This is a genomic window from Lysobacter korlensis (genome assembly GCF_042434515.1).
In genome coordinates this window covers 103,767-129,142 of record NZ_JBHLTG010000009.1, presented here as the reverse complement: position 1 = coordinate 129,142, position 25,376 = coordinate 103,767, and the positions used below count along the sequence as shown (strand labels likewise).

Below are 25,376 nucleotides of genomic sequence, written 5' to 3'. Positions count from 1 at the left end.
GGAACCTTGTGAGCGACCAGGTGAGGACGGCGACCCGCGCGCGCGACGCTCTTGGCCTCCTGATCCAGAATAGTGAGCCTTTGCCCCGGGCGAGAGTCTGGGCCGAAGTCTCGTCACGACATCCCCTGAGCGCCGCTGAGCTCGTATCGGTGCCCAGCGGCGGCGCGACTGGCGAAGTCGATTGGAACTGGAGGACCGCTGAATTCGTCAAGGCCGGATGGTTGACCAAGGGTGGGTCCGACGGCTGGGCAATCACTGACGCCGGACGCGAGGCGTACGAGACCTGGACCGACCCGGTGGATCTCGTCCGGGAGTCGCGCCTGCTGTACACCGCCTGGGATCAAACTCGCACCAAGGAACGCGCCAGTGCGTTGGCGACTCGCATCGTTCCTCATGACGCGGGCGAGGAGGAAGTCATCCACGTGGCGGGGGTCTTCGTCGACCGCGCTCTCGTCGCGGGAGAGTCGGTATTCGCGCCGGGAAGGCTCCTTTGGACGGAGTCGGTTATCACCGAGCTTGAGCAGACATTCGTCGCGGCGACCACAACACCGGGGGTTACATTCACCGAGCAACTGGCTGTGCAGCTCGCGCCGGCGAGCGACGACGCGAAGCTATTGATGGCCGAACTTGTGACGTTGCAGCTGTTGCCGGCGTCAACAGACTCGATCGGTGCTCGGAAGAAAGCGGAACGAGTCGAAGCAGTACTCCAGCTGATGAGTCACCCCGTGCAGATCCCCGAGGAAATCAGCGCAGCGTTCGCTTCCGGCGCCTTCAACCCGGGGACGCGTATGTCAAGCAATCTCGGCGCTGCCATGACGATTGTCGTCAACTTCGCCGCAGCGTGGACCAGAACGGGCGCCGATCACCGCGAAGAGCTACTTGGAGACCCTTGGGCATTTCGAGATTTTGTTCTCAGAGTTTCGGGTGAATCATTCCCTTCGCAGCGCTACTCCTTGATGTTTCTGGTTCACCCGCAGACGTTCGTGAGCATCGTTTCGGACGACCACAAGCGCAAGATCCGCGACGCCTTCGTCGGTGAGCTCCCGAATCCGAGTGGTGACATTGACCGGGACTTGCGCGACATCACGCTTGCGCTTCAGGTGAAGAACAAGGCGCCGGTCAGCTACTACCGGCCGCCCCTGCGCGAGAAGTGGCAACCCGCGCCCGTGGAGGAACCCGCACTTCCCTCCGGTGAGGAAACGGACCCGCCGCTGCGACCACGAGCGTCTTTCGCTGCTGCGACCGATCAACTTGCTGCCGACATGTACATCGACAGGCAGTGGCTGCAGGACCGGCTAGATCTCCTCGAGCGTCGGCGGCAGGTCATTCTGTACGGCCCACCCGGAACCGGCAAGACGTTCGTCGCTAAAGCGCTCGCCCGCCACGTCTCCTTGGGCGCGGACCCGGCGGTAGTGCAATTCCATCCCAGCTACTCGTACGAGGACTTCGTTCAGGGCTACCGGCCCGTCGTAGAGGACGGCGCCCTCGTTTACCGCCTCAAGGACGGGCCCTTCCTCAAGATTGCCCGCGATGCGCGCAGCAATCCGGAGACGAATTACGTGCTGGTGATCGATGAGATCAACCGCGGGAACATCGCGAAGGTGTTCGGCGAGCTGTACTTTCTGCTCGAGTACCGCGACGAAAGCATCGCCCTTCTCTATGGCGAGGAGCGGTTCCATCTACCGAGCAACGTATTCATCATCGGCACGATGAACACAACGGACCGCTCGATTGCGCTCCTCGATGCGGCGATGCGTCGGCGGTTCGCGTTCGTCGAGTTGCACCCGGATAAGGAACCAACATCGACAGTCCTCCGGCGCTGGCTCGAGGGCAGGGGTCTCAGCGACGAGCCGGCCCGGCTGTTGGACGCCTTGAATGCCCGAATTGGGGACCCGACATCACGCATAGGTCCCAGCTACCTCATGTCGGCCGATGCCAATCTCTCGGAGGCTAGGCTCGCGGAGATTTGGCGATACGAGCTGATGCCGCTCCTCGAAGAGGCCTACTACGGGGAGGACCGCGATCTCGAAGCCGAGTTCGGCTTAGCGGCTCTCCGACGCAGCGTGGGGGTGAGCGACGCTGACGGCTGAGCGCCGCTCCGTCCTGCTCCGCGAAGCTGCCGGCGAGACGTTCCTGTCGCTGCCCATCGAGACTGCATCGGCGATCACGCGGCTTGGCATCGCCTCCCTGACCCCGACGCCGGGTGGGGAGTGGCGCGTTGCCGGCGTCTCGAAGGTCGGCGTCGTGCGGCTCGGCGATCTGGAGCTCAGCATCGAACCTAAGGTTCCACTCGAAAGGCTCTTCTACCTGTTGGGGCGAGCCCAAGAGTGGGGCCAATGGTTTGACGAAAGCGTGCGGCTTGGCACTGTGCGGGACCTCTACCCTGCGATCGCGGACGCGTTCGCTACATGGGCCGATCGGGTGCTTCGAGCAGGCGTCCTGCGAGGGTACCGCAGCGTTCGCGACGCTGAGCCGGCTATTCGCGGGCGCTGGCTCGTTGCGGAGCAGATAAGGGTGCGGCAGGGGCTGCCGTTGCCTGCAGAGTTGCAATACGACGAGTTCACCGCGGACATCGCAGAAAACCAGCTCGTTCGATCGGCCGCAAGGCGCATGGTAGCCAGCGGGCGACTTCCGCAGTCTCTGAATGCGCGGCTGTTGCGAGTAGACAAGCAGCTTGGTGAGGTGACTGTGCTAGTCCGAGGACAGCCCTTGCCTACGGTGCACTTCGATCGGCGGAACGAGCGATATCGCCCGCTCGTCGCGCTGGCCGAGCTGATCCTGACGAACGGCTCACTCGATCATCGAGTGGCGAGCACGGTAGCCACCGGCTTTCTGATCGACCTTCCGAAGGTCTTCGAACGCTTCGTTGAGGCCGAAGTAACACGATCGGCACGCCAGTTCGGCGGTCAGATTCTGCCGCAATGGCAAACTCCGCTCGACCGTGACAACAACGTATACATCAAGCCGGATCTAGTGTGGCGCCGTGAAGGGCGTGTGCAGGCAGTCTTCGACGCGAAGTACAAGGCAGAGAAGCCCTCAGGCTTCCCGAATGCCGACGTATACCAGATGCTTGCCTACTGTGTGAGGCATCAGCTCTCGACCGGACACCTCATCTATGCGGCGGGAAACGAGGCACCTGCGCATTATGGGATCGAACCGGCAGGCGTCGAAATCTACTGTCACTCGCTAGCTCTGGATCGATCGCCCGCCGAGATTACGCAGCAGGTGGACGCGATCGTGGCAATGAGCATGTCTTACGTCTCGGAGGAGCCGAAACCTTCAGGCGCTGCTGGTCCCGGCATCAGCCCTTGTAGCACGAGGAGCGCTAGCTTGCGAACTTGAATCAGCGCGGGTCATCGCGTTAGGTGCCCACACGCGGCGGGCACGGGTGTGGGGCGGGATGGCGCTGATCCGGGACGAGACGAATGACCCGTTCACCGCCGAGGAGGTTGAACTCGTCGCCGAACTCTCGTCCGCGATGACGTTCGGGATCCGCACCGGACCGCTCGCCCAGCCTGGCGTGCGCGCCGGCGCCGGTCGCGCCGGTCGGCCTGGGGGTGCTCATCGTGAACGCCGACAACGAGTTCGTGCAGCTCTCCGCTGGCGCAGTCAGCGCCTCGCCGACCTGAACGGCAGGCCGGACTTCGCCGACCCGATGAACATCGTCAATGCCCTTGTCGGCGCCGCCCGGGCGTGGGCCGCCGGGCTGACGGCTCTGCCGCAGCGCAGCCAGGCCCGCTCGGCCGCCGCGATCTAACTGGTGCCGGACGCCACCCCGCTGTCCGCCGCGATGGGCAGGCCGGCGACGTGGTGGTTACCATCGACGAGGCCCGCCCCGGCGGAGATCGTGCCGCTCGTTGTCGCCGCGTCCGGCCTCACCGCCCGGGAGCGGGACGTGACGCAGCTGGTGCTGCAGGGCGTCGACACGAGGGGGATCGGGCGACGATCCGCGTGTTCACCTACACGGTGAAGGACCACTGACGCCCCGATTGGTTCTGGGCCGCCCGGACGGCGACCCAGTACCAGGCCTGATGTCAGCTTTCCAGACCGCTTTCTTTCGCCAGTTCGTCGAACGCTGGCATCACGGCGAGAACGGCTCGCGCAGCTGCCTCCTGTGCCGCGGCAATGGCGTCTTCACTCATGGCAGGCTGGTCGCCTTCGCGGTCAGCCTTAGCCTTCTGTTCCAGGAGCATGAGGGCAACCCCCACCCCAACCGCGTACCTTTCGCGGGGGCGATCGAGCGTGTCAAGCGTCTTCGTCCGACTCGCCATGTATTTCTTCAGCGGCGAGTACTCCGTGTTCAGAGCAATTGTCGGGATGGGCGCGTCACCCAGGGACGCGAGCTCGCCGTAATTTCCTGGATCCGCTTCGGCCAGCACGGAGGCGGGCGTGGCGTCGACGACCCCGACCGTCTTCCTGCTGAAACCCTCTTCCTCGAGACCCGTCCAGCGAAGAGCGACGTTGTGTCCCCCCTCTTTGGGTCCTCCTGTGCCAGAACCGGTCGTCGTCTTGCCTCCGCCACCCGAACCCTTACCCGGTACGTCCTCCGCCACCTCGAGCGTGGTCACGTGCTCCAGGGTCGGGCCGAGTCCACCAGACGTCTTGAACCAGTTCTCGACCTTCAGCTTGATGGAGTACGAGCCGACCTCCATTGAATCCGGAAGAGCAATTTGCACCCGCACTCGTCCGCCGCGAAGCGGCCCGACCGAGATGTCCCTCTCCGCATCGAGGTCTGGGTGCTCCAGGAACACTTGTAGCTGTCCACGGCCGCCGAGGAAGCCGTCCGGGCCATTGATTGAGTACGTGCGCGACAGCGTGAGGCCAGGCTCACCAATCACATGGGCGGGGCCGCGCAGGTAGGTGGGATCTTGAAGGAGCTCGATCGGCTTAGTCGTGCCCCCGCCTCCGCCCGATTTCCCGGAACCATTGCCGTTCCCGCCTCCCGTGGTGCCGTTCCCCCCTCCTGCCGAGAAACCGGTTGCGAGAATTGCCCGGCCGATCCTCTGGCCGATGGCGGCGGAACCCTCACCGAACGTCTGATCGAGCGCCGCACGGATCAGGGCGGCGTTCTCCTCCCGAAGGGCATCCCAACCGTCGACAAATGCGCGAACTTCGTGCTCCAAGCGCAGGGCGATGTCCGCCTTCACGAGCGAGGAGCGGTCCGGCGTGAAGAGGGCAGTGCGGAGCGCGATCGGCAGATCGTCTGTCTCGACGACCACGAGGATGCGACTCCGCAGTTTTGCGAATTGCGTCTTGCTCCTGAAGTCGTCGATGGTCCAGTGGTGGTGCACTTGACCGTTCGAGAGAAACAACACCGCATGGTCGTGGGCGATCAGGCTTCTCCGGTTGCCGGCCCCGGATGTCGGGAAGAGGGTGTAGCGCAACGGCAGGTGGTACGTCTCCCCGGCGTACTTGAAGATGAGCGTCTCCTCGTCGGACGGGAAGTCGTGCGCGGACTGCTCGAGTTTGCGTTCGAGTCCGCGGATCTTCGTGTTCCTCCCTCTGTCGGTCTCATTCGTGAAGAGAACCGGGGTGACCGGCCGGTAGAGCCGCGTGTTGAGGATGGACGGGAACGACTTTTCGTCGCTTTCGAACCCACGGTAGATCCCTTCGACGCGATACGAGACCAGTGCCACGTGTGTTCCCGGCTCGAACGAGGGATGCTCCGAAGCCGCACATGACCACACCCGTGTGTAGTCGCCCGGCTGCTCCCAAGGGCGGTCCACGAGGTACAGCGCAGTCTGGCCCTTGGTGCCTTGCTGCCATTCGACTACAGCGACCGAAATCTCATCCTCTTCACCTTCGAGCAGGAGGTCAGGGTCTTTCCTCGTGACGAGGACGACCGCCTCTGCGTTCCTGTATGTGAGCGCACCGCCCATCCCGAAGGCGCCCTGCAGGTAATAGGCGTCTTCCTTGTTGGAACCGCCCAGTCGGAAGACGGTGGTGCATACGGACTCGGCGGTCATGCCGATACCCTTGTCCCGGAAGACCGCCGTCAACCGCTTTGACTTGCTGGGGCTTCCATTGGACTCCGTGAAACGGACCGATACGAGTTCAGCGGCCTCTTCGTCACTCAGACCACCAAGAAGATCCTCGGCAGCGGCCAGCGGAGTGGGGTAGGGCACTGACTCGCGGGCGTCCCAGGTCTTAAGCGCAAGACGCTCCAGAACCGCGTCCTGCATGTTGGTCACCTGCTCGATGAGCTTCAGGTCGAAGCTCCCGCCTGACCCAAGCAGACCGAGGTTCTGCCAACGGTCACCGAGTGGACGCTCGTACCGGCCGCCGACATCGGCAGCGATCATGTCTTGGACCTTCATCGCCGACTCGACATCGTTCGCCCCGAGGGCTGCTTCAACAATGGGATTGGCAATTTTCTGGGTCATTGATGCTCCTTTCAATTCGTGGCCGCGGAGGCGACTTTTTTCATGAGTACTTCGGTGAGAACGGCCGTTGCCGCTGCAAGTTCCTGGCTGCGTGCGTTTGGAGTGCTGCGACCCGGGCTGACGAACCCGGCATCCAGCCACATGCTTTCGTTCGGCGAGAAACCGATGCTCGCGAGTGCCGGCGCCAGCGTGGCTGGCGAAATCCGGGGGCCGCCAGCGTCGTAGCAGAGGTTCCACACGGCACCCGCGACTACTCGTAGCGTGGTCGAGGAATAGAGGATGTTCCGCTGGAATGCCTCAGCCGTTGGCGGTTCCCGCAGCTCCGGCCGTGCCTCTGACAGCAGGTCGAAAAATTCGATGGACCGCGCCTCGATGTCCGCCACGGCGTACTTGTGAGGGTCTTTCACCCTGCCAGCTGGACCCACGAAAAGGCGCTTGACCGCATCATGGACCGCTCCGAGCGTGAAAACCTTTCCGCTGCTGGGAGCCACCCTGATCGACGTCCGTTCGACGCGGTCCTGTAGAAGCGAGTGGCTCTCCACGAGCTCATTGACTACGCGGGCGAAAGGGTCCCTGCTGTCGAAGCTGATGTTCACCGCCTTGCTCACGCGGCGCGCGGTGTTGTTCATATCGGAAAACATCTGCCGGCGGCGAGCCAAGTCTGGTTCGACATACATAAGGACGGCCGTGCTCTCGCCTGCCAGGGAAGGCAGTTCGTCGATGGCGAGCCGCACACCCTCCCGGCGGTGCTGTCCGTCGATGCTGCGGAGCTTCGCGTTGAGGGGAAGGCGAAGTAAGCCGATCCCCGACCCGGGCGCCGCCTCCGCAAAGGATCCCTCGACGTCGAGGGCGTAGGTGACCGCGCCGAGCGCGTAGGCAGCCGGGTTCTCCTTGATGTACTCGGCGATCTCGCGAGCGTGCCGCGGGTCGAGGGCACGCTGGCTTTTTTCCTGAGCGGGTTCAAGGTCGATTGGGAAGAACGTGTTCATCACGGAATTCGGCGGAAGCGATAGGTAGAGGATCCGTCCACCCTGAAGCCCTCGGAGGGCCGGAAGGCTGAGCCCGGTCTGCTCGAACATCAGCGCGTTATTCATCTCCATGTGAATAACTTATCGCCCGCAAAGCTTCGGGCGCAATAACTTATTCGGCGGTCGTGGCGCACACCGCGAAGCGGCGGGGGCTCTTCGTCCGAGGTCGCGCCGAACGGTCCCGACGTTCCAGCGGTGCCCGTCCGCGCGTGAGCGCGGTTTCGGCACCGGCGTTCCACAACGGCGCTTTGAGCGCAAGTACTTGACGTCGGACCTCCCGCCCCGGAATGGTCACTTGCAGTGGAGTTGATCGCTGTGTACGTTTCGGAACCAGCCGTGGAGAGCAACGAGAGGGAGCTTCGCAATCTATGACTTACCTTTGGTCGTGGGAGAAGCAGAGCCCGTCGTACGGCAATTACGGCAACGCAAACCAATGGACGGTCAACGCAGGCTTGACCTCATTGGCGAGGGAGAGCTGCCAGAACTCCGCGGACGCGCGCACCGAGGATGGTGCCGAGCTCGTGTACACCTTCATTTCCCTGACCGGGGATGCTCGGCGCCGCTTCGAGGAAGCTATCGGCTGGAACGAGTTGTTGCATCCGCACCTCCTTGCCATGGTCGGAGGGGCAAAGGCTGCCGTCGCCGCCGGCCAGATCAGCTCGGGCTTGGACCTGCTCGCCAAGTCCGATGAGCTACTTCTGCTCCGTATTGACGACTACGGGTGTCGCGGGCTCACCGGCCCGGAGTTCCCCGACGCCATGACCTCCGAGGACGAATACGGCAACTTAATTAAGCTCTGCCGTCTCGACCTCTGGAGCGGGAAGGACAAAGCGGCCGGCGGTTCATTCGGTCTCGGCAAAGCCGTGTACTGGCGTTTCAGCGCAATCCAAACGGTCTTGTTCAACAGTGTTCTCGCACCTGAAGACGCTCTTCAGGGTCAGGTGGGAAACCGCATCCTTGGCGTCAACCAAGGCACCGCCCACCGCTTGAACGATGCCATCTATCAGGGGCGCGGGTATTTCGGAGCCTGGAGCGAAGAAGTGGGAGCCGTGCGCAGCGACTGGGCTGACGCCTCCGTGGCTGATGCGCTATGCCTGAAGCGGAAGGATGATCGGCCGGGGACATCCGCGTTGATTCTCGCCTTCAACGATCCCGACAATCCAAGCCAACCCGAGACTCGTGAAGCTCGGCTTCAGCGGCTCACCAAAGAACTCCGCGACGGCATCGAAGAGAGCTTCTGGCCGCTCATCACGCGCGGGCGGATGCAAGTCCGTATCGAGCAGATCCTGGACGGGGACCTCGTGAAGAGCGAGACGATCGATCCCTCTGGCACCTATCCGGAACTGGTGAACGCCCTGCGCAGGTTCGATTCCGGCGACGTCAACGACGAACTGGTGGAACCCCTCGATGTCGTCGTGCGGGACGTGACCATCGATGTGTCGCGAAGGAAATCCGACCCCTCACACGCCGGCTTCAGTCATCCTGCCAAGCTCGTGGTCACCCTCTCGGACGAGGTTAAGGATGGCCTTGAGGACCGCGTCTGTCTGTTCCGCCGGGCCGAGATGGTCGTTCAAACCATCGACCGCCCCTACGAAGGTCGCCGGTACCACGCGTTCGTGCTTGCCGGCGCCGCAATCAAGCCGGGGGCGGCCTCTGAGGACGACCTCCGAGCGGACGACTTCCTGCGTTTCGCGGAACCTCCTGCGCATGATCGGTGGATTCCAACCAGTGGCCGAAGTCAGGCGTCGCAGGTGAATCTCAACGCTCACTACCTGCCGCCGTGGCTGCCCAACCTCCGTGCTATTGAGCACCGAGTCGTGAAGGAGTTGGATCAGCTTTTCGGTGCCATCCCGTCTACCGACACCAGCGGTCCCGAATCGGTTCTCCGACGCCTTCGCTTCCTCCGGGCCGGACCCGCGGGCGGAAAGGGTGCTGGGGCCGCCCCGCGGAAGCCGCTGGTCGAGCTCGTCGACTGGCGTGTCGAACATGGGCGGTGGCACGTGGCTGTCGAGATCCAGGCGAAGAATCGCCCAGAGGGTTGGAATCTCAGCCCTGCGCTGGTTGTTGTCGGGCTCGATGGGAGCAGGACCGCAGTTCAATGGGAAGGTCCTCTTGAGTCCGTCGAGGGATGCTCCGTCTCCGGCTCCACGGTGACGATTCCTGCCTCCGACCGGGGCCGCAAGGTCAAGGCGCGCTTCCGTGGCGTTTCGACGGCGGATCTCCCTATTCCAGCCGATCTCACCGCAATCGATATCGTCGCGATTCCCGCAAGCCTCGCGACTGCGGAGGCGCGGTCATGACGGTCCGTTACTCGTGGCCTCAGTTCGGCAAGCCGCTAAAGCTGTCGGTTATTTCAGTCTCCGCGAGCGGGCGTGAACAGCAGGTTGTCGACGTGCAACACGCTCGGGTGCACCTTGAGGGCCTCGAAGGCGATTGGGACACGGTCGCCCTGGAGCTAGAGCTCACCGCCGACGAAGAGCTGCCTTCGGCCCTCGTCGGAGCGCCGCTGCAGGCCCATGCGCTTTGCAGCGGACCGGCGACCAACGTCCGCTTGGTCGCTCCGTTAGCTCTGGATGCAGCGGGCAGCTGGCGGGGCAGGCTCGAGCTGGCCCGGTCTCAGACGAGGGGCGTGCTACAACTGCAGGGATTCGCGGTCGCCGCGGACGATACCGGACGCCCGCTACTGCGAGGAGCCTCTGACACATGGTCTGTGGTTCAAGAGAAGGGCGCGAAGCCGGAGGCACCAACCGCGATTCCGGTTCGAAACGTATGGATCAAGTTCAGCGATGCCGACGCCCCCACGCTCTGCAAGGAGTATCCGGACGCAACGCACTTCTTCGTGGCCGGCGAGGAACCGGTCCTCTACCTGAATTCCGACCTTATGGAGTTCCAAGTGCTGCTCCAGAGTCAGAAACCTCAGAAGGAGAAGCGCAGGCTCCAGGACATCTTCGCGGCGACGATCGCAGCGACGGTCACCCATGGGCTGCTCAGTGATGCTATGCAGCAAGCCGGCATGAACGCCGGCGACGATGAGTCCGGAGTCTCGCGGCCGGACTCGCCTCTCTTGGTACAGGTTTGTGAGGCAGTCGCTCGAGAGATGCAGGGGATCTCCGACGTGGAGGACTTCTATAAGCGGATGGCCGACGCTCGGTTGTCGTTGTCCGAGACAGCTCGCTTCAAGTCCGAACTCGATTTGGCTGTGAATCGGCTCGTCGGCCTGGATCAGGCAATCAAAACATCGGCGGAGGAAGTGCGATGAGCGGACTCTTTCGATACCTGCACGAACTGGACGGAACCCAAGCGGAACAGGAACGACGGGAGCAGGCTGACGCTGACTTGGCCGAGCCGGTTGAGCGGAATGGCCACCCGGTCCCCGTCGACGCGATCGCCGACCTTATGGAACACCTTCGCCACGAGGCGTCGGCTGAACGCTGGGATACGCCTGAGGCCTCGGATGGATGGCTGGCCCCGCGCCTCCACTCGGCGCTTCGCCTGACGCGAGCCGAAGCAGGCGATCGCGGCATGTGGCAATGGGTGGCGATTCGGTTCGGATGGTATGTCGAGTGGCGCTGGGGAGGCGGCACGGCCCCAAGGCGGGACCGCTGGTTCGGGCCCGTTCATAAGCAAGCGTTCGCGAGGCTCTGGTGGGGTGCCGAACTGTTCCGCGACGGTGCTGATTACTCGTACGTCGAGTTAGCGTTCGTGCGTCAGGATTTCCCCAACAGCTATCTGCACCGACCGCTCGTTCGATGCCGACCCGTCGCCCTGGGTGTCCTCGCTCACCTGCGGGAGATTTCCGAGAAACGACCTCCGAAGGCAAGCCAGATCAACGACCTGGCACGAGTCGTCAACTTGACGACAGCCGGTATCCCTCCCGAGGCCGAAACCGGATATTACGTCGACGACGATGACGCCTACGCCAGCTGGATGGAGGAAACGGGCGTCCCGGATGGCTGGGAACGAATGCCGGTAGGCCCTGCTACGGGGCGGCCGGACGTCGCTTCCGGGGCCCGCGTGGCGAAACGAGCTTGGGACATCGCCCCCACTGTGGCGCGCGCGCGCGGTGCGAAGGGCGCGAGTGCATATGACGTCGCGGAAGCGGCCGCACTCTGATGGTGCATCGTGAGCGGGACGACCGCGAGCTGGCGCCCTCAGGGGAGCGGGGCGTCGTCGACTCGTCGAACCGACGGAATCATGCCCATGTCAAACCGATCGTCTACATCGGCCTCGTCAACACGCTCGCAGACTTCGACGCCAGGGTTGCGGAGCTGGACGCTGAGCTCACTGAGCGGTTCGACGGGCGGGTAGAAGAGATACCCGGAGTGTTCGCGCTGATGCGACCCGTTGCTGGCGCCGTCGAAGCCTTCAAGCTACTGTGCGAAGGTTTCGAGGTCTTCATCCTCTCGACGGCACCGTGGCGGAACCCCTCCGCGTGGCAGGACCAGGTTGAGTGGGTTCAGCTCCACCTCGGGTCCGAGTCGGCTACGCCGGCATTCCAGCGTTTGATCTTGAGTCACCACAAAGAGCTGAATCGCGGTGACTACCTCATCGAGCACCAGGCGGACGGCGGTGCGCGGGAATTCGAGGGCGAGTGGATCCACTTCGGCTCCGAACAGTTCCCGGACTGGGCCGCGGTGACTCGTCATCTGCTTGATGCCCATGGCGCTCCTAAAGAGGACGTTGCCGACGCGACGCACCAGACTCCCGCCAGCCCCATCGCCGGCGCAATCGAGCGGATGGCGCCCGGCACAATTCGTGTGCCGTTCACCAGCGCGCTGGCTTCGGTTGATCTGCAGACGGGTGCTGTGTACGAGGGCGGTTCCGCGAACAACTACGGCGGAGATCCGATCCAGAAGCTTCTCGGTGTGGCGAATGCAGGCGGCTTTCGCCCGTCCGGAAGTATTGCTAAACGGGATGTGCGATACGTCGCCCTGTTCTCGACCGGTTCGGAGCTGGAGTGGCCCGACGAACTGGATGCGGCCACCGGCACCTTCGTGTACTACGGAGACCAGAGGACCCCGGGCAAGGGCCTGTACGAGACACGACGCCTCGGTAACGTGCTGCTTCATGATATGTACGAGTCACTGGCAAAGGGCGCCCGTCGTGACATCCCACCGGCTCTGCTCTTCACGAGTGCGCACCCGGGCCGCAGTGTTCGGTTCGGCGGGTTGCTCGTCCCTGGCGCCCAGGACATCGCTCCTTTGGATGCTCTCGAAGTCGTCTGCAAGCAGGGCGACGATGGCGAGGTTGTGAACTACCGTGCCACCTTCACAGTCCTCAACGCACCAGAGGTACCGCGCAGTTGGCTTATCGATTTGCGAGCAGGCCTAAAGGCGTCGGCACACGAGCCTGAAGTGTGGTCGTCGTGGGCGGACGAGGGAACCTACGAGCCGCTAATCGAAGCGGCATCCCGCTAGGCACGGATCGTGCCATGGAAGAAGCCTAAGCGGCACGTGCATCTTCTCTGACGGGGCTCGAGGCCCCTGCGTCGAGTGCGGAGAGCAGATGAGTCGCAATCGCCGAGCCGAGGGGAATCGGTACCGCATTTCCGATCTGGCGGGCGATGGCCGTCAACGATCCGACGAACCGGTGCTCAGGCGGGAAGCCCTGCAGCAGTGCTGCCTCGTAGTGTGTGATCGCCCGGTCGGCCTCGGGATGAAGATAGCGACCCTTTTCCGGTTTGAAGAACTCGGTACGGATGGTCACCGCCGGTCGATCCCAGTGGAGGCGCCCCATGACGTCGGCCGAACCGGACTTGTGACGACGCCAGCACTCGGCCTGGAGCTCAAAGGGCAAGTCGAAGCGGTTCCCGCCCACAGGGATAGCAGCGAAGCGCTTGAGGGAGACGTCGGTGTAGTTGCGACCGACGTGCAGGTCCTTCGCCAGGTAGGGGCCAGCGAATTGGTGTCCTTCGAACTCATACACCGGCCGGGGGAGAGCCTCGGGGTGGACCGTCTCGAATGGAATGGAGCGGAGAGCCTCCCGGACTGTGACGTGCCGGCCCCCGTGTGTCGGTTGGGGGAGCCCCGGGGGCGGCAAGTCGCGGCGGTGGCCGATGAGCACGGCTCTCTTGCGCGCCTGAGGTGCACCGAAGTCCGCGGCGTTCAGTACTGCCCAGGCGAAGTCGTAATCCGAAAGTTCTCCGCCGGAAGTGACTGCGCTCTGGAAGTCCCCGAATTGCGGCGACTTGGCGAAGGCAGCGACGTTCTCCACGACGAAGTACTTCGGCGTCACGCGGCGGATCGTCTCTGCGTACTGCTGCCAGAGCAGGTTCCGGACATCCTCAGCATCGCGCTTGCCTAAGGTGGAGAAGCCCTGACATGGCGGACCGCCGATGACGACATCGACATCCGCTGAAAGCTCGCCGGACTCCAGCCACGACTGGATGCTGTCCGCCCAGACCAGGCCCCCACCGAAGGTCGCTTCAAAACTGGCTGCCGCGGCCTTGTCCATCTCGACCGCGCCCGCGGTTACGAACCGAGACGAAGCTTGATGGAAGCCTGCGGTGAGGCCTCCAGCGCCGGCGAAGAGATCGAGTGTTCTGTAAGTGGGGGCCGTCACATCCGAAGAATAGGCAAGGCCTCAGACGTCGGCGTGGCGACGCGCCGGCGTATCAGGATGGATGGGTGAGCGGTGAGGATCTCGGGAGCGCACGCGCGGAGGGTAGTGCGCGGGCATCCTGGGCAAGCAGCGCAGGTACCGCCAAATCCATGCGATCGAATCGCGGTCGCGACACGAAGCCGGAGATAGCCGTTAGACGGCTACTGCATGCCCGGGGTTTTAGATTCCGGGTGGACTTCGCTCCGGTGCAAGGTTTGCGACGTCGAGCGGACATCGTCTTCACGCGTCAGAAGCTTGCGGTATTCATCGACGGCTGCTTCTGGCACGGTTGTCCCGACCACTACTCGGCGCCGGGGGCGAACGCGCGATTTTGGCGCGAGAAGCGGGATGCGAATGTGCGGCGCGACCGTCAGACCGACGCGTTGATGATTGACGCGGGGTGGACTGTATTGCGGGCTTGGGAGCATGAGGACGCTTCCGCGGTGGTCAGCCGCGTCGCCTCCGCATACCTGCAGCTCACCACTCGCCCGGCTCCGTAGGCCCGAGGCGACGAGGATGGATGTCCCCCAAAGGGGGGGGTGGACCGGAACGCTGTCCTTTCGCCATGATTGGAATGCGATCCCGGACGGGGTCGCGGAATGAAACCCGGATGGGCTTCTGGAACTGGCTCAGAGATGAGCGACGACGAGGCCGACAGATGTCGGCTTTTCCTGTTTCAGGGGCTCTCCCTACCTAGAGGAGAGCAACATGAACGACACAGTCACCGAGCCGATCATCATCAAGTTCGATCAGCCGGCTGAGCAGACGGTCGATGGCATCACCCGTATCTCGGGATTCGTCAAGGCCAAGCACTTCCTTCCGCTCATCGACAACCTCGATCTCGAGGCCAACCCGCGCTCGTCCAAAGTCGGACCCGTCACTGACGCGATCCGCTACTCCATCCAGAACACCCCCGACGACTTCCCGTTCAAGACGAAGGGCGTGCTCCTCGGATCCTCCGAGTACGAGCGGCTCGACCGCGGCCGAGTGCGCGTGACGTTCGACAACACGGAGCTGGAGGGAATTCTCGACGGGGGGCACAACACCCTCGCCATCGGTCTCCATGTGCTCGAGCTGGCGCTTGGTTCCGATGCACGGCTCAAGAAAGTGAAGCTGTGGGCGCAGTTCCGTGAGCTCTGGAACGAGTCGCGGGAGCAGATCCGCGCGTTCCGAGCTGAGGCAGGAACTGCCGAGGACGCCGATGGTGGGGCTCTGGACTTCCTTATCCCGGTCGAGCTCATCGTGCCTGAGGATGCCGGCGACCCGCTCGTGGTGGACGACTTCCGCGCGTCGCTCCTGGATATCTGCGCGGCGCGCAACAACAACGTGCAGCTCAGGGCCGAGGCCAAGGCGAACCAGCACGGTTACTTCGACGACCTGAAGTCGCTTCTCCCCAAGGCGATCGCCGACAAGGTCGAGTGGAAGACCAACGACGGCGGATTCATCAAGGCCGCTGACGTCATCTCCCTCGCCTGGGTGCCGCTGGCGCTCCTCGATCCGATGCCCGTGGACGAGGACGGCCGGAAGGTCGATGCGCCGGTGCCGCAGAACATCTACCGCAACAAGGGTGACTGCGTCGCTCGGTTCGAGCGGCTCATGAGCTCCAAGGAGGTCACCAGTGCGAACACCGGCGGGTTCAAAAAGGAGCTGAAGAGCACCCGCGTGCACAGCGCCCTGAAGATCGCGGCACAGATGCCGGAGCTTTACGACCGGGTCTACGCCGACTTCCCGAAGGCCTACAACGCACTCGGCGGCAAGTACGGGCGCATCGTTGCGGTCGCGAAGATGAACACAAGCAGCAAGTCCAAGCACGCTCGGTTCACCGGCGCGAAGGTCGACTACAACAGCCCGGAAGGTTTCATCATCCCCCTCGTGTATGGCCTTACCGGCCTGCTCGAGCACCGTGCGGATGGCACGATCGACTGGCAGACCGACCCGTTCGAGTTCCTCGCGGAGCACCTTCAGGACGTCGTGAAGCAGTTCACCATCCTGATGGCTCCGTTCCAGTACGACCCGCAGAAGGTCGGCAAGGGTCAGGAGTCCTACGCTCTTGCTCTCAGCGCATTCCAGAACGAGCTGCTCCGCAGCGGTAAGGGTGCGGGGGTAGGAGCCTGATGGCAACGAGGTTCACGGTCGGCACGGTTGCCATTGACGTTCTCGACGGCGAGCACCCCTTCAAAGGCGTGCCCACCAGCCAGTGGCACGGCAACCGCCAGGAAATCGAAGGCCAGGCGGTGATCGCAAACCTGCAGGCGGATGACGGGTTGCGGGCCCAGGTGGCTCTGGTCGAATGGCCCGGAGGCACCGAGTGGAGCCTGCGCATGAGCGACCTGCTCGCGGGCCCAGGGGATTACGACCGCCTGCGCGACGCCGGTGAGCTGGCGCCGAAGGCGGTCGGCAACAAGCTCGTAGCCCGCCTCCGCGCGCTCCGGTATAAGGACGGCGGCCGAGCCGGCCTTGACGCGGTCGGCTGGGAGCAGCTGGATGGGTGGGCCGGGGGAGACGCCCGCGCGCTTCTCGAAGAGCTCGGCGCTAGCCGCACGGGCGCGTACGTCGACCTGCTGCCGGACGCTCCGCGATTCAAGACCGAGCCGGCAGTCGAGGTGCCTGTCGACAATCCGGCGGCCCTCTTCGCGGTCTATGGACTCACTCGCGTCATGCCGCTGATGCTTGGCCACGGCCGCGCCGGCGTGGAGGCGATCCACTAGTGCCGACGACGTTGAACCTCGCCATTGAGCGACCCGAGAGCAAGGAGCTCGGCGACCTCGTCCGCGGGTATTACACGATGATGCGCGTGCTCGGCTTTGACCTCGGCTTGTCGGCGCAGGCCGCACTGTCGCCCTCACGCGGCACCTACTGGTTCGTGAACTTCATCGCCAATCGCAAGCAGACGAATCCCAAGCGGTATCCGACCAACCAGCAGTACGACTACCGTGATCCCGGTCTGGTGCTCAAGGACTACGCGCATGAAGTCGACTCGCCGTATCGAGAGGTGTTCGGATACACCGATGACATGGTGCTCGCCGCGAAGAAGATCGTCTGGACGCGCAACACCTGGTTTCACTTCGGGGAGGACCCGACGCTCGAGGACTTGATCGAGGTCGCCCAGCACGTGCGTGCCTTCGCGCAAGCGGCGGGGCTCGCTTCGCTCAACCAGGTGGTCGCCCTGCTGACCCGCCTGCAGCGCATCAAGACCGGCCAGCATCAGCCCAAACTTCAGCCGTCCTCACCCGGTTCGGCGCCTCAGCCGTCTCCCGAACCGGTGAAGGACGCTGACCTTCCTCCAGAAGAACCGCCTGCAGAGATTCCCGTTCCCGACGACGCGCCGCGTCCGCGGATCGGTGGCGTGTGGGTCGGTGCAATTCCCGACACCCGATTCAAGGTCACGAGGACCGGGGACATCGTCGATCCGGCGACCTTCGAGTCCCTCAAGTCCAAGGTCGGCGACGCCTTCGGCCGCAAGGCGAAGCAGTGGCTGGCGGTGCCGCCGCGCGGGGGCGAGGTCTGGGTCGCCCCGGACGGCGCCGTGGGCGGCTGGATCAACGAGAACCCGCGACTGCTTGGGTATCTCGGCGACGACCCCGAAGATGAGCAAGCACGCGGCTTTCTTCTGCCGAGGTTCTACGAGGTCCAAGGCGACATGGTGCGCGACCTCGACACCGGTGAATGTCGACCCTTGCAGGGCACTCAAGTCGACGACGGCACGTTGGTTCGCGTCACGACCTATGGCGACGTCATCGTCATCGATGATGTTCAAGGGGTCAAACGTCTCGCCACGGTGGCTGCCGCCGACTGGTTCCCGGGGCACTTGAGCTAATCGGCTAGCACCTAATGCTGCTGATGTCGGCAGCTCGTGAGAAGCTTCTCTACTTTGCTCCGCCTGTGGTGGACGCAATCGACGACGAAATGAGGAACGCGCTATGGAGCTGCTGAGCACGCGGAGCATCCCGTGGAAAGACGAACTGCCGCATCCTGCCGTAGCCGGGAGCGTTCACTTCGGGCGTGACGAGATGGGGGTCGGCGAGGTCCAGGTGGCGGTCGCCTCCATTTCGGCTCGACCGACGAAGGGCGCCCTCGAGGCGATGTGGCGTACTCGCGGCACGAAGACGGCGATGCCGTTCGTGGTGGCCGCCGTGGCGCCTGACGGAGTGTGGCTGTACGGCCCCGACGGCAACGGTCAGCCGCTGGGCCCGATTCCACGGGGGCAGGCGGAGCTGCAGCTGCAGTCGGTTCTCGACGAGCCTCACGGCCTGGCCGCCCACCAGCGGATTCGTGCGATCCAACGCGCGTATGACTCGATCGGGCTGGGCGGGTTTGCCAACCACTTCCTTTTCGCCACCCACCACCTTCGGGTGAACGTGCCGCGTCGGCCGGATTGGGTATCGGCTCGCGAACAAGCCGAGCCGATGCTCTCGAAGCGCGGCAAGGAGCTCATCACCGCGCTCGGCTTCGCAGCGGACCCAGTCAGCCGTGCCTCGGGAAGCGCGCTCGTTCTTCGGGGCGCATCCGGATCTCGCCGGGCCATCGCCGTGCTCTTGGACGAGTCGGAGCAATTCGATCAGAAGAGTCCCTCCTATCAGCTGTCGCCGGTGGCGCACGGCCTCCAGCTCGCAGGACGGGAGGAGGTGCCCTGGCTGATCGTCCTGCGGCAGTCCACCCTGCGGCTCTACCCGGGTCGGGACGGCGTCGGCGTCGGGCAACGAGGACAGTCGGAGACCTTCTTCGAGCTCGACCTTGCCTTCATCGATGCCGACTTCGCCGGCCTGCTGCCACTCATCTTCTCGGCTGACGCGCTCGAGAGTGGCGGCTCTGCCGAGCAGATCCTCGACGGCTCAAGCCGCTACGCCGCTGACCTCGGTGCGCGACTCCGCGATCGCGTCTATCTCGGTGTCGTGCCGTCCATTTCTGTCGCCATCGCGGAGCGGCTGCCTGAGCTCGGAATCGCGGTTGACGCCGAAGGGCTCAAGACCGCGTATGCGCTCACCCTGCGGATCCTCTTCCGCCTGCTGTTCCAGGCGTACGGCGAGGACAGCGAACTACTGCCCGCGGGTCGGAACGAGGCCTACGACGCCAACTCGCTCCAGGCGTTCGTCAAGCGGGAGGCGGCCACGCCACCCGAGCAGTTCGGCGAATCAGCGTCATCTATTTGGCTCGACCTCGTACAGGTCTGGGACGCGATCTACAGCGGCAACCCGCGCTGGGAGGTCCCCGCATACGGCGGAAGCCTCTTCGATCCCGCCACTGATGAGGGCAAGCTGCTGAAGAAGCTCCAACTCCCGGACAGTGTGCTTGGCCCAGCTCTGCAGGCGATGCTCACCGAGGTGACCGAGGATGGCGTGACGGGCGCTGTCGACTTTCGCTCGCTGCAGGTCCGCGAATTCGGCACCATCTATGAAGGACTCCTCGAGTCCTCCCTGTCCCTGGCGGCAGTCGACCTCACCGTCGACCGATCAGGCGCCTTCGTCCCGGCGAAGGAGCACGATGAGGTCGTCGCTCCCGCAGGTTCGCCGTACTTCCACTCGGCGTCTGGCGAGCGGAAGGCGACCGGCTCGTACTTCACCCCGAAGATCGTCGTCGACCACCTGATCGAACGGTCCGTCAAGTCCGCGCTGAAGTCACACCTCGACAAGGTGCGCGAGCTGGTCGAGGCAGGGAAGGAGCGCGAGGCCGCGAGCGCATTCTGGGACTTCCGCGTCGCCGACCTTGCGATGGGTTCCGCCCATTTCTTGGTCGCTGCCGTCGACAAGATCGAGCGCGGCATGCGGGACTTTCTCACCGTGACGCCGGTGCCGGGGGTCCGGGCCGAGCTCAGCCGGCTCGCCGAGAAGGCCCGCGAGGCACTCGGCGACGACATCGAGGCGGCTGAGGCAATCACCGAGGCACAGCTCCTGCGACGGCAGGTTGCTCGCCGCTGCGTCTACGGGCTCGACATCAACCCGCTCGCCGTTGAGCTCTCGCGCCTCGCGATATGGATACACACCTTCGTTCCCGGTCTCCCGATGTCGAGCCTCGACCACAACCTTGTCCTCGGCAACTCGCTCACCGGCATTGGGACGATCGAGGAAGCACTCGACGCGCTCGACCCCAAGCGCAACCCCGGCCAAGCCACCTTCTTCGACGACGTGATCCTCGACGAGCTCGCGCGTGCCAAGACCCGGCTGGCCAACTTCGCCGCCGCCAGCGAAGCAGACAAGTCGGAAGTCGCGGCCGGCGCAAGACTTCTAGCCGAGGCTAAGGCGGCAAGTGACACTGCCCGTCGCATCTTCGATGGCGCTGTTGCGATTCAGTTTGGCAACATTCAGGCACCCAGCTTGCTAACGACTGACGACCTGGCGAAGTTTCTCGGTGATTCGTCCCTGGCCGAATCGGCGAAGCAAATCAAGCCGGCGCACTTCCCCTATCTATTTCCAGAAGTGTTTATCCGCGATGACCCGGGGTTCGACGCCGTTATCGGAAACCCACCCTGGGAGAAAGTCCGCTGGGAAGCCGCGCCCTTCTGGGCGAAGGTGAGCCCGGGGCTCATGGCGCTTCCGGACACAGCCCGCGACGCACGCATTGAACAATTGCGGCGTGAGCGTCCCAACGAGGCTGCCCACGAACAGCAGGAGATGGCCGCGCGCGCCAAACTGCAAGACTTTTTCAAGCGCGGCTTCGCTTGGCGCGGTGGTACACACCTTGAGACCGCTCAGCTGATGCTTGAGCGGGCCCTCAAGTCGACTCGCAGTCGAGGTCAAGTCGGGCTTGTGCTACCCCGGCAACTACTTGTGCTCGCTGGCTGGTCTAAGTTGAGGGAGCGCCTGGTACGTGACCACAGCCTCACACTTGTGCAGGCCCGAAATCATTCTGGATGGCTCTTCCAGGGAGTCCACGCGAGCTACGCAGTCGTTCTTGTGAGTGCGGGGCCTCCGACACCGGAGCCGGTCCGCGTAGCAGTTGTGACTGATGCCGCTGGGCTTGCCGGGATCTCAACAGCCACGACGATCGCAATGACGGTCACCGATCTGGAGAGTTATTCTGACGGGCTGGTTATCCCGTGGTTCGACAGCTCTGATGATCGTGCCGTCTTTGACAAACTGCGCGGCTGCCCAAGACTCAAAGGCAATGAAGGCTGGGTCGAGGCTGTTCATGATGCGCGATGGGACTTCCGCAACACAGGTCCTGACAAGCGACTGGCCAGTTCGACCCTCGACGACGGCGGTTGGCGAGTGCTGATGACCCGTCACGTCAGCGCTTATTCGCTACGCAGGTCACCTGCGTCTAAGCAATTCGTCAACGACCACGAGGCTTTGGTCGCGAAGGGCCGCGGCATCGAACGCCACGGGGAAGACGTGCGCTTGAGTGCTGCCCATCCGCGCATCGTCCTTCGGCACCCCAGCCGCAGCGATGACACCCGGACCATCATCGCAACGGCGCTCCCTGCCGCAGGGGTTCTCCACAACAAGGGGTCGGTGCACGCTGTCGCACATGTCGCGGGGACTACGGCTGAAGCCTCGCTGGCGCTACTCGGGCTCTTGAACACGACTTGCCTCGATTGGTGGGCGCGTCGGTTCGTTGACCGCCATGTGACGGCGCCTGTCGTCAATAACCTGCCGTTGCCGTCGTGGTCCCAGCCAACGATCGAGCGCGTCGCCGCACTGGTCGCAGTCTTACTCCACCGCGGTGGGTACGGTTGGGTCGCCGGAGACATCGACATACAGAGTTGGGCGGACCGCGCGGCAATCGAAGATTCGACGTCTGACATGGATATCCGAGTGGAAATCGAAGGACACACCGCAGCCGGGTTCCACTTGACGTCGGAAGACCTAGAGAGGGTGGCCGCGGATTTCAGTGATGCAGGAATGTCCCCTTCCTTGCTAGCCGGAGCTCAGGCACTACTAGACCAATGGAGCGCCCGATGACCCAGCTTCCCGTCTTCGCTACGAACCGGCTCGCGCCGCCGATGTGGGTCAGCGAGGAAATTAACCGGCTCCTTCGGGTCAACCGTGAGGCGCTTGCCCACGCGCCTGACGCCGCAATTGCCACCGCTTACGTCAACCCGGCTGGGTTCATGCTGCTCGCGGCGGAGCTTGAGCGGCTACCGCGCATCCGACTGCTTCTGGGTGCCGAACCGATCCCGGATCCCCTGATCCGGCTCGAACCGGACGCGGCGGCCAGTCAGCGGTTGCATGTTGCGCTCGCCAACCACGACGACTGGCTCAGGGCTGAGCGGGACGCGCTCGGCTTCGAGTACAAGTCGACGGAGTCTGCAAGGCGTCTGGTCGCGTGGCTGCGTGCCGCAGACGAGGCGGGGGAGCCGGTCGTCGAGATCCGCCGCTACACCGGCGGATTCCTTCACGGCAAGGCCTACATCAGCAATCACCCGACCCATCCTGCATACCTCGCCGGCTCCAGCAACCTCACCCTCGCTGGACTGACTCGCAACGCGGAGTTGAACGTCGGCGCCTCCGGAACGCACGGGTCCATAGGACAGGTCATCAAATGGTTCGAGGAGTGTTGGGCGGATAGTGAGCGATACGATCTGGCCGCACTGTACGAGCCGCTCTGGGCGGAGCACAGTCCGTGGCTCATCTTTCTCCGGATGCTGTGGGAGCGATACCGTGACCACCTGGACGACGAGACGGCCGGGCCGACGCGGTTCGACCTGACCCGTTTCCAAGCGGACGGGGTCAAGCGCATGCGCCGCCTCCTCGATGAGATCGGCGGCGTACTGGTCGCGGATGAGGTGGGCCTCGGCAAGACCTTCCTCGCCCTCGAGGTCATCGCCGCAGCGACGGAGGAGCAGCGCCAGCGCGTACTCGTCGCTGCGCCAGCCGCGCTGAAGGCGAGCGTCTGGGACCCGATCTTGGAGCGCTACGACATGAGCCGCCGGGTCACTGTGCACTCCTATGAGGAGATCCGCACGCGGATGGATCCCACTCACGCCATGCACCGCGCATTCTTCGATCGCGCCGAGGACGCGGCGCTCATCATCGTCGACGAGGCGCACAACCTCCGGAACGCAGGGGCGGCCAGGTCGGCCGCACTAGACCGCATCATTCTGGCCGGCAAGCACCCGAAGAAGGTGGTCCTTCTGACGGCGACGCCCGTCAACAACTCCCTCATCGACCTGGAAACGCTTGTCAAGTACTTCGTCCGCGACGACGCCCGTTTCGCGTCGATGGGCATACCGTCGATCCGTCAGTACATCAAGGACGCACAGAAGCTCGATCCCGAGGCGCTGACGCCGGGCCACCTGTTCGACCTCATGGACCAGGTTGCGGTCCGCCGCACCCGCCGATTCGTCAAGGAAAATTACACCGGCGAGACCGTTCCGGGCCCCGGTGGGAAGCTGATCCCGGTGGAGTTCCCCGACGCCAAGGTGCGCCGCGTCGACTACCAGCTGGATGCCGCCGGTCACGCTCTCGTGGGCGCGGTCACATATGCCCTCGACATCCCAGAGGAGGAGGCGCACGCCGCGTCATTCGACGTGCGGCGGGGCGACCCTGGTCGGCTCCTCCTCGCTCGATACGCCCCGAGCGCCTACCTCAAGAAGGCGAACCTAGACGCCACACAGGTGTCCAACATGGGCCTCCTCCGCTCGGCCCTGCTCAAGCGGCTCGAGTCTTCACCGGTCGCGCTCGCATCGACGCTGGGTGTGCTCATCACCGCCCATGAGGCATTTCTCTCCGGGCTGGCCAAGGGGCACGTTCTCATCGGCGGCGCCTTGCGCGACTACGTCAACTCTGAATCGGAGGATCTCGAGGAGATCATCGAGAACCTCGACGTCGACTCCGAGCATCAGGTGACACCGGCGCGTGACTACTACGCCGAGATTCTGAAGGGAGACGTCGAACTCGACCTGCAGCTGCTCCGCCGGCTGCGCGACCTCGCGCTCGCCGCCGCGGGCGACGGGGAGCCGAAGGCTGCAACGCTTGTCGAGGAGCTCGGTGCAATCGCTGAAGCCGCAAAGCCCGTGAGCCCGCGGGGAATCTCGTCGGCGGATCGGCGGAAGGTCATTGTCTTCTCCACCTACGCCGACACCATCCGCGATTTGCACGAACGCGTAACCGCCGCGCTGGAGAGCGCGGAGGACGATTCTCCTCTCGCGGACTACCGAGGACGCCTCGCTCCGGCCATCATCGGCGAGTACGCGTCAGGCAAGGCTGGCGGAATCCACCAGGCAGCTCGAGCCAACGCCATCGCGGGCTTCGCGCCGCGCACAGCGGGTCGTCTCGACGACGACGGCAATCCGCTCGACGACGACGAATACGACATTCTGCTCACCACCGATGTCCTTGCTGAAGGCGTCAACCTGCAGCAGGCGGCGGAGATCATCAACTACGACCTGCCGTGGAACCCAATGAGGATCGTCCAGCGCCATGGGCGTGTCGACCGGATCGGAAGCGAGCATGCCGAGATCCGCCTTGGCGTCTTCTTCCCGTCGGAGCATCTGGACGAGTACCTGCATCTCGAGAACACCCTTGTGCGGAAGCTGAAGCAGGCTGACGCCGCCGTCGGCGTCGGCACTGTGCTACCGGGCGTCGCGGCCTTCCCGCCGCAGGACCACTATGACGCCGACGACATCGCGGCCGAGATCCAGACGCTCGTCAACGAGGGCGGCGGCTCCGCGGCCGGCTCTGGCGAGGAGTACCGGCGCCGCCTCCTGAACGCCCTCGCGGAGGACAAGGGGCTGCGCTCGCGCCTGGACGATCTTCCGCACGCCGTCGGCAGCGGCTTTGAGCACCCAGGTCTGGACCACAACGTTTTTGTGTTCTGTATGCGCATGGGCGAGAGCGACAAGGTGTGGTTCCGGAACGTCTACGTGGATCAGGACTGGGCGCCATTCATCGGTGAGGAGAAGGGGAAGTGGCGCGTGGAAGACGACACCCTTGCATCGCTCATCGCATCCGACCCCGGGTCGGCCGATCGTGACCGCGTTCTGTCCAACGGTGCCTTCCGCGCCGCGTACGAGGCCTGGGCCATCGCCCGCGACGCCGCCCATGGCGACTGGACGAAGAACACCGACCCGAACGCGCTTACGGCCGCCTTGCCGCTGTCATTCCGGGAGGCTACTCGGCTCGCAATGGATCACGGGGCCGCACTGGGCGCCGAAGGCCAGGGTGATCTCGTTCGACGCCTCCGATCGGTGCCGAGCACCAAGGCCGCCCGGGCAATGCGGCAGGCCCTCCGGGTCGACGGCTCGCCAGCCAAGCGTCTCCAAGCGATCATCGACGTGCTGAACGAATATGGGATTCAGCCGGCGGAGAAAGTGCAGCCTCTGCCGCCGATCGAGCCGGAAGATGTCCGCCTGATCGCTTGGATGGCGGTGGCGGGCACGAAGGGTCGGGCGAGCTCGGCCGGATGAGTCTAGCGCCGCGACAACGTA

General features: G+C 64.2%; 16 protein-coding genes. 13 read left to right on the top strand and 3 right to left on the bottom strand.

Features of this window, described 5'->3' with window-relative positions; all coding sequences use genetic code 11:
- The first annotated feature begins 8 nt into the window (after window positions 1–8).
- The 3 genes from ACFFGH_RS28445 to ACFFGH_RS28435 all read left to right on the top strand — a co-directional run bounded on the left by ACFFGH_RS28445 (window position 9) and on the right by ACFFGH_RS28435 (window position 3,757).
- On the top strand, window positions 9–2,090 hold the full coding sequence (locus tag ACFFGH_RS28445) for an McrB family protein (protein WP_386675040.1): 2,082 nt from the start codon (window positions 9–11) through the stop codon (window positions 2,088–2,090).
- Window positions 2,091–2,244: 154 nt separating this feature from the next.
- Window positions 2,245–3,342 carry an McrC family protein gene (locus ACFFGH_RS28440; protein WP_386675037.1) on the top strand — a complete coding sequence of 366 codons (1,098 nt, stop codon included), beginning with the start codon at window positions 2,245–2,247 and terminating at the stop codon, window positions 3,340–3,342.
- A gap of 58 nt (window positions 3,343–3,400) precedes the next feature.
- Entirely contained in the window at window positions 3,401–3,757 is a 357-nt protein-coding gene (locus ACFFGH_RS28435; protein ID WP_386675034.1) for a hypothetical protein, read from the top strand.
- Window positions 3,758–4,034: 277 nt separating this feature from the next.
- Here the strand turns inward: ACFFGH_RS28435 and ACFFGH_RS28430 are convergent, their stop codons facing one another.
- Both ACFFGH_RS28430 and ACFFGH_RS28425 read right to left on the bottom strand, forming a co-directional pair.
- Entirely contained in the window at window positions 4,035–6,383 is a 2,349-nt protein-coding gene (locus ACFFGH_RS28430) for a hypothetical protein (protein WP_386675031.1), read from the bottom strand.
- An 11-nt stretch (window positions 6,384–6,394) separates the two neighbouring features.
- Window positions 6,395–7,483, bottom strand: coding sequence for a DNA sulfur modification protein DndB (locus tag ACFFGH_RS28425; RefSeq protein ID WP_386675028.1), 1,089 nt, complete (start codon window positions 7,481–7,483; stop codon window positions 6,395–6,397).
- A 296-nt stretch (window positions 7,484–7,779) separates the two neighbouring features.
- Here ACFFGH_RS28425 and ACFFGH_RS28420 point away from each other — a divergent pair, with 296 nt between their 5' ends.
- From ACFFGH_RS28420 to ACFFGH_RS28405, 4 genes are read left to right on the top strand one after another with little or no spacing between them, the layout of a single operon-like run.
- Entirely contained in the window at window positions 7,780–9,711 is a 1,932-nt protein-coding gene (locus ACFFGH_RS28420; RefSeq protein WP_386675025.1) for a hypothetical protein, read from the top strand.
- On the top strand, window positions 9,708–10,670 hold the full coding sequence (locus tag ACFFGH_RS28415) for a hypothetical protein (RefSeq protein WP_386675022.1): 963 nt from the start codon (window positions 9,708–9,710) through the stop codon (window positions 10,668–10,670). The genes ACFFGH_RS28420 and ACFFGH_RS28415 overlap by 4 nt, the downstream gene beginning before the upstream one ends.
- The gene (locus tag ACFFGH_RS28410) at window positions 10,667–11,524 is read left to right on the top strand and encodes a DUF6339 family protein (RefSeq protein WP_386675019.1); all 858 of its coding nucleotides are present in this window, start codon (window positions 10,667–10,669) and stop codon (window positions 11,522–11,524) included. Before ACFFGH_RS28415 ends, ACFFGH_RS28410 begins: the two co-directional genes overlap by 4 nt.
- Window positions 11,524–12,828, top strand: a complete 1,305-nt coding sequence (locus tag ACFFGH_RS28405) for a 5' nucleotidase, NT5C type (RefSeq protein WP_386675017.1) — start codon at window positions 11,524–11,526, stop codon at window positions 12,826–12,828. Before ACFFGH_RS28410 ends, ACFFGH_RS28405 begins: the two co-directional genes overlap by 1 nt.
- A gap of 25 nt (window positions 12,829–12,853) precedes the next feature.
- Here ACFFGH_RS28405 and ACFFGH_RS28400 read toward each other — a convergent pair whose 3' ends face one another.
- Window positions 12,854–13,972: a DNA cytosine methyltransferase gene (locus ACFFGH_RS28400; RefSeq protein ID WP_386675014.1), complete on the bottom strand. Its 1,119-nt coding sequence runs from the start codon at window positions 13,970–13,972 to the stop codon at window positions 12,854–12,856.
- Between ACFFGH_RS28400 and ACFFGH_RS28395 the strand changes: the two genes are divergently transcribed.
- The 6 genes from ACFFGH_RS28395 (at window position 13,948) to ACFFGH_RS28370 (ending at window position 25,355) form a co-directional block, all read left to right on the top strand.
- A complete protein-coding gene (locus ACFFGH_RS28395; RefSeq protein WP_386675011.1) occupies window positions 13,948–14,511 on the top strand; it encodes a very short patch repair endonuclease in 564 nt (187 codons plus the stop codon). The genes ACFFGH_RS28400 and ACFFGH_RS28395 overlap by 25 nt on opposite strands.
- 208 nt (window positions 14,512–14,719) lie before the next feature.
- Complete coding sequence (locus ACFFGH_RS28390) at window positions 14,720–16,126, top strand: hypothetical protein (RefSeq protein ID WP_386675008.1); 1,407 nt, start codon at window positions 14,720–14,722, stop codon at window positions 16,124–16,126.
- The gene (locus ACFFGH_RS28385) at window positions 16,126–16,719 is read left to right on the top strand and encodes a hypothetical protein (protein WP_386675005.1); all 594 of its coding nucleotides are present in this window, start codon (window positions 16,126–16,128) and stop codon (window positions 16,717–16,719) included. The genes ACFFGH_RS28390 and ACFFGH_RS28385 overlap by 1 nt, the downstream gene beginning before the upstream one ends.
- Before the next feature lie 80 nt (window positions 16,720–16,799).
- Window positions 16,800–17,828, top strand: coding sequence for a hypothetical protein (locus tag ACFFGH_RS28380; RefSeq protein WP_386675002.1), 1,029 nt, complete (start codon window positions 16,800–16,802; stop codon window positions 17,826–17,828).
- A gap of 103 nt (window positions 17,829–17,931) precedes the next feature.
- Window positions 17,932–21,909: an Eco57I restriction-modification methylase domain-containing protein gene (locus ACFFGH_RS28375; protein WP_386674999.1), complete on the top strand. Its 3,978-nt coding sequence runs from the start codon at window positions 17,932–17,934 to the stop codon at window positions 21,907–21,909.
- On the top strand, window positions 21,906–25,355 hold the full coding sequence (locus tag ACFFGH_RS28370) for an SNF2-related protein (protein ID WP_386674996.1): 3,450 nt from the start codon (window positions 21,906–21,908) through the stop codon (window positions 25,353–25,355). Before ACFFGH_RS28375 ends, ACFFGH_RS28370 begins: the two co-directional genes overlap by 4 nt.
- The last annotated feature ends 21 nt before the right edge of the window (window positions 25,356–25,376 follow it).